Consider the following 13,866-nt stretch of genomic DNA (forward strand, 5'->3'; position numbering starts at 1 on the left):
GACAGGGTAACGCTTAGCGCCAGCGCGCGATCGGGTTGACCAGGGTGCCGGCAAATTTCAGGTTCTCCGCCGGGTCGGTGAGGTTGATCATCTGCTGGTTGTTGGCCAGCTGCAGGCGGTTAAGGCAGGAGCGGGTGAACTCTGGCGCAAACATGTCATAGCGCGCAAACTTCGTCGCCAGCTGCGGATGCGCCTGCTGATAATCCTTCACGCATTCCGCTACCGACTGCCAGAACTGCTCCTCAGGCAGTGTGCCTGACTGGTCGAGGATCGCGCTGATAAAGCGGAAAATGCAGTCAAAGACGTCGGTGAAGATCGACAGCAGTTTAAGCTCCTCCGGCACATCCACCGCAAGTCGCTGCACACCTTCCGGCAGCACGGCATCCGGGTTCATCACCGCGATCTCCTCGCCGATATCCTTCATATAGGCGCTGACCGGTACGTTGTTCTCCAGCAGCATAATCAGGTTTTCACCGTGCGGCATAAAGACCAGGTCATGCTGATAGAAGCAGTGCAGCAGCGGACTGAGGTAGCAGGTCAGATAGCGGTCAATCCACTGCTTCGCGGGTAAACCGGAATCGGCAATCAGCGCGGGCAGCAACGCCTGCTGATGGTGATCGACGTGCAGGAACGAGGCCATGGTCATCAGACGCTGACCGGGTTGCAGGCTGGCCGCCGGATTATCCCGCCACAGGGCGGCAAACATCTTCTTGTAAGCGGAGTCGCCTTTAATCGCCTGCTCGTAATAGCGGTTGTGATAGCCGACCGAAGCAACTTCGCGCAGGATGCGGAAATCGCACTTTTTCAGCCAGGCATCGCCTGTCACCAGCTGCTCCAGCCAGCCGTTGATGGCCGGTGTGGTCGCCATGTAGTAGGGCGACAGACCGCGCATAAAGCCCATGTTCAGTACCGAAAGCGCGGTTTTCACGTAGCGCTTTTCCGGCTGACTGCGGTTAAAGAAGGTGCGGATGGACTGCTGCGCCTGATAGGCGTCGTCGCCCGTGCCGAGCCAGACAATATCGTGATTCGCGATGTCCGCGGCGAAAACCGTCAGCAGTTTGTTCTGCCACTGCCACGGGTGCACCGGCATCAGGATATACTCCTCAGCCGCCAGCCCTTTTTGCTCCAGCTGCGCATTAAACTGCTCAACGGTGTTCTGGCCCAGCTCATCACGCAGCAGCTGCTCGTAACTCAGCTCGCTCAGGCTGGCGAAATGCGCATTGCGGCGATGGACCGCGACCCAGATAAGGTGAACCGGCGCGGCGGCTTCGGGTGCATAGGCCAGGTAGTCCTGCGCATCAAAGCCGATGCGGCCGTTGTTCGCGACAAAGCAGGGATGCCCTTCGGTCATGGCCGCTTCAACGGTCTGGAAATCCGCGGAGACCAGCGCCTGACTGTCCGGATTGTGCTTCTGCAGCTTATAGACAGTGCTGCAGAGGGTGCTGCTGATCTCCTCCATGTAGGTAGCCAGCAGCGCCTGGGGAATGCCGATCTCCCCGTTGAACTCCACGATAAATTTCAGCGCATCCAGCGGCAGATCATGGCCATTCTCCTGCTTACGCAGCGAACCCGCGTCAATCTCCCAGTGATCCAGCGCCAGCCGCGCCGCGCGGAAATGGTAGCTCGCCTCGCCACCCGGTACAGCCAGCTGATAACTGCCGTTGCCGGATTCCTGCGGCGCGATGATTTTCTCATGCGCAAACTCGGCAATCGCTTTGCGGATCAGCATGCGGTTTGCCTGCGCCCAGTTGTCGCCCGTCAGATGCGTGCCGTTCATCAGTGAAGAGGGGGTGGTCATAGTCTGCGACTCCTGCAGTAACGCGTGTTGATAATCTTCCCGCTGGCAGAAGGCCAGCCAGGCGGTTTTATGGCCCAGGTCGAGGGTATGCTGATAGCGGAAACCGGCACGCCTGTTCAGAACGTGGATCTTCTCGTTGCGCACGTCCGGCTCGACCACCACGCGGTTCACTTCGGGACGGCTGAACATATAGTCCATCACCAGCGAAAAGACCTGCCAGCTGAAGGCGCGGATCGGCTTGCTGGCCGGGGCAATCAGGATGTGCATGCCGTAGTCATCGGGCGCAGCCGGGTAGAATTTTCCAATCTCATCATCACAGGCGCGATAGCACTCAATCAGACAGATCGGCTCATCGTTGCAGCAGCCAATCAGTGCCGCTTTGGGATCCTTTGCCGTCAGTGTCTGATAGAACGCCGCGACCTGCTCCAGACTCTGCTGCTGCATGCCCCAGAAGCGCGCATAGTCGCGGGTGACCCAGCTGTGGATGAGCGGCGCATCGCTGGCCTGCATCGGCCGGAGGGTGAACAGACCCGCGGGACGGCGGGCGCTGAACAGGACAGAAGAACTCATTTCAGCGCTCCGTTTTAGCCGGGAAAGTCTGGAAGGCGATCTGACGCTCGATCGGGTAAACCTCGCGTCCGGTCAGTTCGCGCAGCAGCACCGAGTTGCGGTAGCAGGCCATCCCCAGATCCGGGGTGACAAAGCCGTGGGTGTGTAGCTCGGCGTTTTGGACAAAGACCTGATTGTGATGGTCAATGCTGTAGTTGCGCTGCACGTCGTAGCGGCCTTTCTCATCCCAGCGCAGACGCGCGGTGATCCCCTCCAGAAACATCGGTGGCCGATAGTGATAGCCGGTTGCCATCACCAGCCCTTCGGTGCGGCGGGTAAAGGTACAGTCCTGCTCCTCCTGATGCAGCGTCAGCTCAAATTCCCCCTCCGGCAGCCAGCGCATCGCGGTCAGGGCCGAGTGGGTGAAGAGATTGACGTTCAGATCGCCATCGAGCTGTTTAACGTACATCAGATCGTAAATGTCATTAATCAGGCTGCTGTTGATCCCCTTGTAGAGGTTCTTATGCCGGGCATTGAGTTCGTCGCGGGTGCTGGCAGGCAGGGCGTGGAAGTAGTCCACCCACTCCGGCGAGGTCATCTCCAGCGTCAGCTTGGTGTACTCCAGCGGGTAAAAGCGCGGCGCACGGGTGATCCAGTTGAGCTGATAACCAAAGCGATCGATATCGGTCAGCAGGTCATAGTAGATCTCCGCTGCACTCTGACCGCTGCCCAGCACGGTTATCGACCGCTTCTGCTGCAACGCGGCTTTGTTCGCCAGATAGTGACTGGAGTGGGTCAGGCGCTGACGATGCGGCTGGCTGCACTCCGGCATCCAGGCCACCGGGCCGGTGCCGAGAATGAGATGGCGCGCCTGATAACGCTGTTTCTCGCCGCTGCGGGTCTCCCTGACCTCCAGCTGATAGAGGCCGGAGGCCTCATCGTAGCTGACATACTCGACGTGGCTGTTCCAGCGCAGATTCGACAGCTTTGAGCTGGCCCACTGGCAATACTGGTTGTACTCCTTGCGCATCAGGAAGAAGTCTTCCCGGATGTAGAACGAGTAGAGTTTCCCCTTCTCCTTCATGTAATTAAGCAGGCTGTACGGGCTGGTCGGATCGGCCAGCGTCACCAGGTCAGCCATGAACGGGGTCTGCAGATGAGCACTTTCCAGCATCATGCCGGTGTGCCAGTCAAATCCAGGATTCTCATCCAGGAAAAGACCGTTCAGACCCTCAACCGGCTCACTCAGGCAGGCGAGACTCAGGTTGAAGGGACCGATGCCGATGCCAATAAAATCGTAAACAGGACTCTTCATTTCACATCTCTCCCTGGTTCGCCGCACGCAGCGCAGACGCCCGGACCTGCTCGCGGCCATAGTGCGCAATCAGGCTCAGCACATCTTCGAGGTCGGCAGGGGTCGTGGTCGGATTTAGCAGGGTAAATTTCAGATACTGGCGGCCGTCGACTTTGGTGCCGGCAATCACGGCATTTCCGGAGCGGAACAGCGCTTTGCGGATTGCGGCGTTGATTTCGTCAATCTGCGCATCACTGGCGTGTTTGCCCGGCACGTAGCGGAAAATCTGGGTGGTCAGCTCCGGGGCGTGCAGCACTTCGATAGACGGGTGATCGCTCAGCAGCTGATGCGCCGTCTGCGTCAGCGCGATCAGGGTATCGAAGGCTTCACCCAGCGCCGCCGGACCCATGACGCGCAGCGTCAGCCACATTTTCAGGGCATCAAAACGGCGGGTGGTCTGAATGCTCTTGTTGACCAGATTCGGCGTCCCTTCCTGCTGGGCGCTGAGCGGATTCAGGTAGTCGGCATGGTGGGTGACATGCTTCAGGTTCTGGCTATCCCGGACGAAGAAGGCCCCGCAGCTGACGGTCTGGAAGAAGGATTTGTGATAATCGACGGTGACGGAATCCGCCCGCTCAATGCCGTTCAGACGTGAGCGATGCTGCTCAGAGACCAGCAGCCCGCAGCCATAGGCGGCGTCAACGTGCATCCATAAACCGTAATCGTCACAGAGACGGGCGATTTCCGGCAGCGGATCGATGCTGCCAAAATCGGTGGTGCCGCTGGTGGCGACAACCGCAATCGGGATCAGCCCTTCGCTGCGGCAGCGCTCAATCTCCTGCGCCAGCAGGGCCGGGTCCATACGGAACTGCTCGTCGTGATCGATAGCGATCACCGCATCGTAACCCAGCCCCAGGATCGCCATCGACTTCTGGATGCTGAAGTGGCTCAGCTTCGACGTAAAGACGCGCCACTTCGGAGCGGTCTCTGGCAGGCCGCGCTGCTTGATCAGATGACCGGGATGATGCGCCGCGCACCAGCTGTCACGCGCCAGCAGCATCGCCATCAGATTCGACTGGGTGCCGCCACTGGTGAAGATCCCGTCTGATCCGGCGGGCAGGCCGATGCGGCCCAGCGTCCAGTCGATCACCTTCTGCTCAATGAGGGTGCCGCCTGCGCTCTGATCCCAGGTATCCACCGAGCTATTCACCGCCGCCATGATCTGTTCAGCCATCAGCGAAGGCAGCACAACAGGGCAGTTGAGGTGTGCCAGATATTTCGGGTGATGGAACCAGACGGCGTCACGCAGATAGAGCTGACTCAGCTCCGCCAGAGCGTCATCGTTGTTACCCAGAGGACGGTCAAGATCGACATCGCTGAATTCCGCCGCCAGTTCATGAGGCAGGATGCCGCTGAACGGCTTCTCAACACCGGTGACGGTGCGGGTCATCAGCGCCAGCACCTCCTGCGTCTGCTGCGACCAGGCAGCCAGTTGCCGATCGTTGAAAATCGCCGTTTCGGCCGTGCAGGCAGTGGAGGCCGGTTCGAAGTCCTGTGCCGATTGAATAGATGAGCGTAAAAGCATGTTCAGTTCCTGTGCGTTAAAACCATAACCCTGCCGACCTGAATCAGCAGCGTGGGATATCCGCTCAAAACTCCAGTAAACATAAAAATGACTAACCAGATAAAAGCCCTGACAATCCTGGGGACCAGGGTTTTCATCCTGAAACAGGTAAATACCGCATTTTTTTTGTGGATTAGGCCGCGTTTATCGCGTTGTTATATGCGGATGAGAGTGTAAATGTTAATCATTATCATTCAAATGTTTTGTTGTTAAATTTTATTTATTAGCGCATCTAATGTTGAAAGTGTGACGCAGATCACTTTTCTGAATCGGAATAGTCCTTTTTTTGCGGCTTTCAGGGCCAGCAGAAGGCAGTGACACAGGCAAAATAGCGCCTGCAGGCGGAGCAGAAGAGAATGGAGAGGGGATGGAAAAGGGGCGTCTGACGGGTCTGAGAAGGGCGGCACTCACCTGAAAAGAAACAACCAGAAAGTCACGCCTGCCCTTTCTGGTTGGGATCAAAAATGGAAACTAACCGGCATCGGTTTCGGCAGGCATTTTCTTTCTGGCGGTGAAGTTATAGAGCACTAACAGAGCGAAAATACCGGTAACGATCAGGGTAATGGTGTCCTTATCCATAAAGTGAGCCATGTTGCCCAGCAGAATGCCTGTGACGCCGAAGTCGGTGTCTGAGAAGGTGGTGTTGGTCAGCCCAATCTGTCCCAGCACGGGCAGCAGCGCCACCGGCAGGAAGGTGATTAACAGCCCATGTGCAAAGGCACCGCAAATCGCCCCGCGTTTGCCGCCGGTCGCATTACCAAAGACCCCCGCGGTGGCACCGCAGAAGAAGTGAGGAACCACACCCGGCAGAATCAAAACCCAGTGCAGCTGGCCGAGGACAAACAGTCCCACCAGACCCCCGGCAAAGCTGGAGATGAAGCCAACCAGAACCGCATTCGGGGCATAGGGGAAGACAATCGGGCAATCCAGCGCCGGGCGGGCTTCCGGCACCAGTTTTTCTGAAAAACCGGTAAAGGCCGGGACAATTTCAGCCAGGATTAAGCGAACCCCCTGCAGAATGATGAAGACGCCTGCGGCAAAGGTAATAGCCTGAATAAACGAGTAAACGAGGTAGTTCTGACCATTGCTGAAGGTGGATTCCACATAGGCTTTACCGGCCGAGATCGACAGGATTAAGTAGATAATCATCATCGTCAGTGAGATGGAGATGGTACTGTCGCGCAAAAAACTCAGGTTTTTTGGCATGTTCATCTCTTCGGTCGAGCGCGAGCCTTTTCCCACCAGAGAGCCGATCCAGCCCGACAGGACATAACCGATGGTGCCGGTGTGCGCCAGCGCCACCTGGTCACCGCCAATGATCTTCCGCATATAGGGCTGAGCGATCGCCGGAAACGTGGCCATCAGCATCCCGAGTGCCAGCGAACCGGTATAGATGAGCTGAATGCCTTCAAAACCTGCGACCGATAATATGATTGCGATCATGCAGGCCATATAAAAGGTCACATGCCCTGACAGGTAAATATATTTAAGCCGGGTGAACCTGGCGACGAGGATATTGGCGACCATACCAAAGGCCATAATCATCGTGGTCGGCGCACCATATTTTGCCAGTGCGATAGAGACCATCGCCTCATTATTCGGGATAATGCCCTGAACATTGAACGCATGTTTAAAAATATCGCCAAGCGGCGTCAGGGAACCGACCAGAACGGTCGCGCCACCGGCCAGCACCAGGAAGCCCAGAATCGTTTTTACCGTGCCCTTAATCACATCCGGGAAGGGTTTCTTCTGCGCAACCAGGCCGAAAAATGCCACCAGTCCGACTAATATAGAGGGCACTTTCAGCACGTCGACGACGAACTGCAAAAGATTTTGAGTAAACATATTAACCTCGAGGGTAAGTGTTTATCGGCTTATAACTGTCCGTTTTTCTCAAAATAGTCTCGTATTTTTTGCTCAATCTCTTTCAGGTCAATAATGTTATTGATGATGATGATTTTCTCTTCCGGAAGATTGGCGCTGTAGGCAATATCTTTTGCCATCACAAAAATATCCGCCACGTCGGGCGTTACCGAGCCGAGATCGGAATGTTCAATCTCAGCCTCCACCCCTAATGTCTTCAGCACTTTTTTGATGTTCATTTCCATCATGAAACTGCTGCCCAGACCTGAACCACACACTGCCATCATCTTCATATCAGACCTCATTCTCTGGTGATCAAAATTAACGTGTTAACGGGTACATCAGACGCCTGACAAAATTGCCAGCAGCGCTTCATGGCTGTCTGCATTAAAAACCTGCGCCATGATGTTCTCATCGGAGAGGACTTCCGCCAGCTGGGAAATCATTTCGATATGGCTGTTACTGTCCGGTGCGGCAAACATAAAAAGCACTTTCACCGGATCGTTCTCTTCAGAATCAAATTTCACCGCCGTTCCCAGCAGCAGCACCGACAGCCCCAGTCCGAGCGCGCCCTGTTCAGGACGAGCGTGAGGCATGGCAATCTGCGGAGCGATAACAAAAAAGGGGCCGATCGCCTTTTTTTGCTGGATGATGGCATCAATGTAAGCCTGTGAGATGACGCCTTCGCTGAGCAGAGGACGCCCTGCCAGCACAATCGCTTCCTGCCAGTCAGCCACGCGCTCCACGTACTGAATTCGCTCGCTATTCAACCAATCCGCCAGATGTGACATCGCTGTAATCCTGTCTCTCGTTGCGCGTTCAAAGTTAACGCCACGCAGATGCCGTTTGCGCGTCGCCGCGCTCTTCGGCACGGCTGCGTTCGTTAACTCTCCCTGAACCTGTACAGACACTTTCCAGAGATACGTCCTGATGACTTCCCGCAGTGAAGGGGACAGCCGGTGGATGAGTGACCCGGCAACACATCTGTACAGGTTAAAGATGTCTAGTCATCCTGATGATGTCCTTCGACGTGTAGGGACACAACCGCTAAAATTAAAATATGGCTACACAGGCTTAACATCTGTGCCAATTTGATAGGTTGGTCACATATTCACCTGACCGGAGTAGTACTTCTCCGGCAATGTCAGGCAGAAAGGGAGTGGCACGGATACAGGGAGTCTCTCCTTCACGCAAATGGGAAGAACGTCGATGGCTGATGGCATGACTGAAAAGCAGAAAGAAGTGGTCGATTACATCCTCACGCGGATTAAAGATGACGGCCTTCAACCTGGTGAAAAGCTGGATACGGAAATAGCCATCGCAAAGTGCCTCGGTATTACCCGCACAACGGTGCGTGAAGCGACCCGAATTCTGGTGGAGCAGCAGCGTATTTATCGGGTGAAGGGATCGGGGATATTTGTGGGTGCGACGGAGATCAGTAGCCAGGCTCACCGATATCACGTGCTTTCCCCGTTTGATTATCAGGCGCAGAGAAACGGACACAAAGGCGTCCGCAAAATTATCTCTGCCAGCATTATCCGGGTGCCATCGGCAGAGATGGCGCAGGCGCTGCGCATTAAAACCAGCGATCCGATCTATAAAATATTACGACTGATGTGCTTCGATGAAACGCCGGTGGCGCTGGAACATATCCATCTGCCGGTGAATATGTTTAACAGCATGGAGTTCAGCAAGCTGGAAGTGTCGAAATATGCCTATATTGAGGAAGTGACCGGAAAAAAAGTGCAGCTGCGCGACCAGCATTTAACGGCCATTAACCTGACGCAGGCTGAGACGCTGGCATTACTGAAATTAGGGGCAGGGGATGCGGTTATCCAGATTAATGAGACGGTTTTTCTCGATGATGGCGTTCCCTGCGAGGTTAATGTGGCGATTATCAACACCCGCTTTTTTCCACTGAAGCAGAACTCTCAGCGCCCCTGAATAAAGCCGGCAATTCAGCGCTTCACATAAGACGATTTTGTGCAATCCTTTGCCACTCTGCACGTTTTATTCACTCTGAACCCGCCCTGATGAGGCGATAACAGGCCCGGCCTCGGGGCTTTCGTCGCTTATTTGCCTTATATTTCGCCGCGCCCCGCCAATATGACGAATTCAATAAAGCATAAAACAATATGATGTTTTACCAATAATCGCCTGCGCAGCACACTGGTCAGCAACCGGAATCAATAAGGACCAGGTGAATGGCATATCAATTAAGTCTGTTAGACAAAGCGCCCATCCTGCAGGGCGAGACGCCTGCGGCGGCGCTTCAGCGCACGCTGCAACTGGCGCAGCGGGCAGAGGCGTGGGGCTATCACCGCTTCTGGCTGGCGGAACATCACAACACTGCACAGCTTGCCAGCCCTTCACCGGAGCTTCTGATCGCCTGGATCATTGCGCAGACCCGCCATATCCGGGTCGGATCGGGCGGCGTGATGTTGCAGCACTACAGCCCCTATAAAGTGGCCGAAAACTTCAACCTGCTCGCCTCGCTGGCGCCGGGGCGCATCGATCTCGGCGTCGGGAAAGCGCCAGGCGGGTTACCGCTCTCCACCCAGGCGCTACAGCGGGGTGTTGATACCGCCAGCAAAGGCAGCTTTGCCGAACAGCTTCAGCTGCTGGATAGCTGGCTGAAATCGGATCAGCCGAAACCGGATGAAGAGGGGCTGGCGGCGACACCGCTGCCTGCACGTCCGGCTAGCCGTTTTCTGCTGGGGGCCAGCGAAGAGAGCGCACGGCTGGCTGCCTCGCTGGGCTGGCAGTTTGTCTTTGCGGCGCATCTGAATGGTGACCGCGCGTTGCTTGAGCATGCGCTGAGTACCTATACCCGCCTGAGTCACGGTCAGCGCGCGCTGATTGCGGTTCAGGTGGTGGTGGCTGACTCGCCCGCCGAAGCTGACCTGCTGGTTGCCTCTCTGCGCCACTATCATGTGGCGGTGAAAGGGGGCCCGGGTGTCAACGTCGCCAGCCTGGAGCAGGCGGAGCGCTTCGTGCGTCAGGGGGGCTATCGCGACTATCAGATTGAACCTCGCACCCCGTCACTGCTGAAAGGCACGGCGGCGCAGGTGCATGCTCAGCTGGACGCCCTGCATCATCACTTTGCTATCGACGAGTTCGTCATCGATACGCCCGTCACCGATCCGGTTGCCCGCCAGCGCTCGCTGGAACTGCTGGCCACCCACCATCTGATTGCGGCCTGATCCCCAGCCAGCGGAGAGTCATCATGTACCCTGAATCACAACTGATTGAATGGCGACGCGAACTGCATACCTGGCCGGAGCTGTCCGGTCAGGAGTTTGCGACAACCGCACGGCTGCGCGGCTGGCTGCAGGCCGCAGGCATCCGGCTGCGCGATTACCCGCTGGAAACCGGCGTGGTTGCTGAAATCGGCCAGGGTGAAACGGTGATTGCTCTGCGCGCCGACATTGACGCGCTGCCGATCCATGAGGCGAGCGGGGTGCGCTTTCACTCCCGTCATCCCGGCGTGATGCACGCCTGCGGTCACGACCTGCACAGCGCGGTGATGCTGGGCGCGGCCCTGCAGCTTCAGGCTCAGGCCGACACCCTGCCCGGACGGGTGCGCATCCTGTTTCAGCCCGCCGAGGAGATTGCGCGTGGTGCCCGGCAGTTCATCGGGGCGGGCGTGCTGGATGAGGTGCAGGCTATCTTCGGGATGCACAACGAACCTTCGCTGCCGCTTGGTACGTTTGCCACCCGCAGCGGCGCGTTCTACGCCAATGCCGACAAATTCATCATCCGCGTGACCGGCAAAGGTGCGCATGCCGCCTACCCGGAGCAGGGCGTCGACAGCATCGTGACGGCCAGCCAGATTATTCAGGCACTGCAGGGGCTCACCAGCCGCAGTTTTAACGCCTTCGACAGCCTGGTGCTCAGCATCACCCGCATCGACGGCGGCAAAAGCTGGAATGTGTTGCCGGGCGGGGTGGAATTTGGCGGCACGGCGCGTACGCACGATCTGCAGGTGCGCGCCGACCTGGAGCAGCGGGTGCGTACCCTGGTTGAGCAGTTTGCCGCGGCCAATGGCGCGCAGGCGACCCTGACCTGGCAGCCTGGCCCGCCGGTGCTGATCAACGATCCCCACTGGGCAGAATTCTGCAGCGATGTGGCCGGCCAGGCGGGTTACCGGGTGCAGACCGCCGAACTGCATCTGCTGGGTGAAGACTTTGCTTTTTATCTGCAGCAGGTGCCCGGCGCCTTTGTCAGCATCGGCAGCGCCAGCGAGTTTGGCCTGCATCACGCCAGCTTTACCCCCGACGAGGCGCTGATTGCGCCCGCCGCTAACTACTTCGCTCAACTGGCTCGCCAGGCGCTGCAACATCTCAGTGCGCGATGTCAGGCGTCCCTCCCACTCTGAATAGCATTTATCTGCTGCCGTAACCGCACGACGGTGCTGAACAGCGTCGTCAGGCACCGCGACGACTAAAAAAAGAGAGAACATCATGACCACAAGACAACTTCGGCTGGGCACCATTCTGCATGGCGCCTCAGGTAACATGTCCGCCTGGCGCCATCCGGCGGCCCAGGCCGATGCCAGCATCAGCCTGGATTACGCCAAAAAAATCGCCCGTAAGGCGGAGCAGGGCAAACTCGATTTTCTGTTTGTCGCCGACGGGTTGTTTATCAATGAGAAATCGATTCCCCACTTTCTCAACCGCTTTGAGCCGCTGACGCTGCTCTCGGCGCTGGCCGGTGTTACGGAGCATCTGGGGCTGGTCGGCACCGTCTCCACCTCCTACAGCGAGCCGTTCACCGTGGCGCGTCAGTTTGCCAGCCTCGATCATCTCAGCGGCGGGCGCGCAGGCTGGAACGTGGTGACGTCACCGCTGGAAGGATCGGCAAAAAACTTCTCCCGTCAGCAGCATCCGGAACATGCGCTGCGCTACCGCATTGCCGATGAGTATCTGCAGGTGGTGAAAGGGTTGTGGGATTCGTGGGAGCAGGATGCGTTTGTGCGGGACAAGGCGAGCGGGCAGTTTTTCGATCCGGCTAAGCTGCACACCCTGGATCATCACGGTGACTTCTTCCAGGTGCAGGGGCCGCTGAATATCGGCCGCACCCCGCAGGGGCGTCCGATTATCTTCCAGGCGGGCGCATCCGCAGACGGCAAAAAGCTGGCGGCGCGCCATGCCGACGCCATTTTTACCCATCAGCCAACGCGCGAAGAGGCGCAGGCCTTCTATCAGGATGTGAAGCAGCAACTGGTGGCCAATGGCCGTCAGCCGGAAGATCTGCACATCTTTCAGGGTGTCAGCGTGATTGTGGGCGATAACGCCGATGACGTCGAACAGCAATATCAGACCACTGCGGCGCTGGTTTCGGTGACTGATGCGCTGAACTACCTCGGCCGCTTCTTTGACCATCACGACTTTTCGCAGTACCCGCTGGATCAGCCGTTCCCCGATATCGGTGACATCGGACAGAACAGCTTCCGCAGCACCACCGACGAGATCAAACGCAAAGCGAAAGAGCAGGGTCACACCCTGCGTCAGGCGGCACTGGAAGCGGCCACCCCGCGCCCCCTGTTTCACGGCACGCCTGAAGAGGTGGCGGATGGCCTGCAGCTCTGGTTTGAAACCCACGCCGCTGACGGCTTCATCATCAATGGCGGCACGCCTGACACCTTTGAACGCTTTGTCGATCGGGTGGTGCCGATTCTGCAGGCACGCGGCCTGACGCGCCGTGACTATCCGGGCACCACCCTGCGCGACAGCTTCGCCCTGAAATCCCCCGTTAATCAGTTCACCTCACAATAAGAGTCCGGATCATGCAAAAACCCTTACGTCTCATCGCTCTGTTTATGCTGGCCGCCAGCAGCCACGCTCTGGCAGAGGGCACCAGCGTCTCCTACAACGGCCAGCGTGTCAGCGTGGAAGCCAATAAAGCGCCGATCAACACCGCGAAAAATGCGGAGGCCATCGCGCAGCTGCCCGCCGGTTACCATTTTGTGGTGCCGGGCGCGTTTACCGTGGCGGTGGCCGCGCTTAACTCTCCGCCGCTTACGGTCTTTTCAGACGACAACAAAACCCTGCTCGGCAGCGAGGTGGATATCGCCCGGCTGGTCGCCGACAGCCTGGGACTGAAGCTGAATGTCGTCCCGACCTCCTGGGAGGACTGGCCGCTCGGCGTCGCCTCGGGCAAGTATGACGCGGCAATCTCGAACATCACCGTGACGAAGCCACGCAAAGAGAAGTTCGACTTCGCAACCTACCGCAAAGACTCGCTGGGTTTTTATGTCCGGACCGGCAGCCCGATTCAGTCGCTGACCAAAGCGGAGGAGATTGCCGGGCTGCGGATCATCGTGGGATCCGGCACCAATCAGGAGGCGATCCTGCTGGCGTGGGATAAAGAGAATCAGGCTAAGGGCCTGAAACCCTTTACGCCGATCTATGCCAAAGATGATGCCGCCCAGACGCTGGCGCTTCAGTCGGGTCGGGCAGACGCCTATTTCGGGCCGAATGTCATCGGGGCCTGGAAGGCGGCACTGACCGGGAAAACCCGGCTGGTGGGGAGTGTGGATGGGGGCTGGCCAAAAGCGGCTCACATTGCGGTGACGGTGAAAAAAGGCAGCGGTCTGGCCGAACCGATTAGCACGGCGCTGAATGGCGTGATCGGCAATGGCGACTATCAGAAGGTGCTTAACCGCTGGGGCGAAGGCGTTGAGCAGATTGGTCATTCTGAAGTTAATCCCGCCGGACTGGGCGATTAAGGAGCTGA

The 13,866-nt window shown here is 57.6% G+C and carries 11 protein-coding genes; 5 read left to right on the plus strand and 6 right to left on the minus strand.

Features of this window, described 5'->3' with window-relative positions:
• Nucleotides 1–13: 13 nt before the first annotated feature.
• The 6 genes from OJ965_RS01145 to OJ965_RS01170 form a co-directional block, all read right to left on the minus strand.
• Entirely contained in the window at nt 14–2,368 is a 2,355-nt protein-coding gene (locus OJ965_RS01145) for a GNAT family N-acetyltransferase (RefSeq protein WP_265135323.1), read from the minus strand.
• Nucleotide 2,369: 1 nt separating this feature from the next.
• Entirely contained in the window at nt 2,370–3,662 is a 1,293-nt protein-coding gene (locus OJ965_RS01150) for a lysine N(6)-hydroxylase/L-ornithine N(5)-oxygenase family protein (RefSeq protein ID WP_046102688.1), read from the minus strand.
• Nucleotide 3,663: 1 nt separating this feature from the next.
• The gene (locus OJ965_RS01155) at nt 3,664–5,226 is read right to left on the minus strand and encodes a pyridoxal phosphate-dependent decarboxylase family protein (RefSeq protein WP_009092931.1); all 1,563 of its coding nucleotides are present in this window, start codon (nt 5,224–5,226) and stop codon (nt 3,664–3,666) included.
• A 510-nt stretch (nt 5,227–5,736) separates the two neighbouring features.
• Nucleotides 5,737–7,110, minus strand: a complete 1,374-nt coding sequence (locus tag OJ965_RS01160; RefSeq protein ID WP_265135324.1) for a PTS ascorbate transporter subunit IIC — start codon at nt 7,108–7,110, stop codon at nt 5,737–5,739.
• A 29-nt stretch (nt 7,111–7,139) separates the two neighbouring features.
• Complete coding sequence (locus tag OJ965_RS01165; protein ID WP_265135325.1) at nt 7,140–7,421, minus strand: PTS sugar transporter subunit IIB; 282 nt, start codon at nt 7,419–7,421, stop codon at nt 7,140–7,142.
• A 48-nt stretch (nt 7,422–7,469) separates the two neighbouring features.
• Entirely contained in the window at nt 7,470–7,919 is a 450-nt protein-coding gene (locus OJ965_RS01170) for a PTS sugar transporter subunit IIA (RefSeq protein ID WP_046102686.1), read from the minus strand.
• A 418-nt stretch (nt 7,920–8,337) separates the two neighbouring features.
• Here OJ965_RS01170 and OJ965_RS01175 point away from each other — a divergent pair, with 418 nt between their 5' ends.
• From OJ965_RS01175 to OJ965_RS01195, 5 genes are all read left to right on the plus strand, one after another.
• The gene (locus tag OJ965_RS01175; protein ID WP_009092935.1) at nt 8,338–9,072 is read left to right on the plus strand and encodes a GntR family transcriptional regulator; all 735 of its coding nucleotides are present in this window, start codon (nt 8,338–8,340) and stop codon (nt 9,070–9,072) included.
• A gap of 260 nt (nt 9,073–9,332) precedes the next feature.
• Complete coding sequence (locus OJ965_RS01180; protein WP_265135326.1) at nt 9,333–10,331, plus strand: LLM class flavin-dependent oxidoreductase; 999 nt, start codon at nt 9,333–9,335, stop codon at nt 10,329–10,331.
• Between the two features lie 23 nt (nt 10,332–10,354).
• Nucleotides 10,355–11,506, plus strand: coding sequence for an amidohydrolase (locus tag OJ965_RS01185; RefSeq protein WP_265135327.1), 1,152 nt, complete (start codon nt 10,355–10,357; stop codon nt 11,504–11,506).
• Between the two features lie 85 nt (nt 11,507–11,591).
• Nucleotides 11,592–12,905, plus strand: a complete 1,314-nt coding sequence (locus OJ965_RS01190) for an LLM class flavin-dependent oxidoreductase (RefSeq protein WP_265135328.1) — start codon at nt 11,592–11,594, stop codon at nt 12,903–12,905.
• An 11-nt stretch (nt 12,906–12,916) separates the two neighbouring features.
• On the plus strand, nt 12,917–13,858 hold the full coding sequence (locus tag OJ965_RS01195) for an ABC transporter substrate-binding protein (protein ID WP_420874779.1): 942 nt from the start codon (nt 12,917–12,919) through the stop codon (nt 13,856–13,858).
• Nucleotides 13,859–13,866: the final 8 nt, after the last annotated feature.

This window comes from Pantoea anthophila, assembly GCF_026104315.1.
GTDB classification, from domain to species: domain Bacteria; phylum Pseudomonadota; class Gammaproteobacteria; order Enterobacterales; family Enterobacteriaceae; genus Pantoea; species Pantoea anthophila.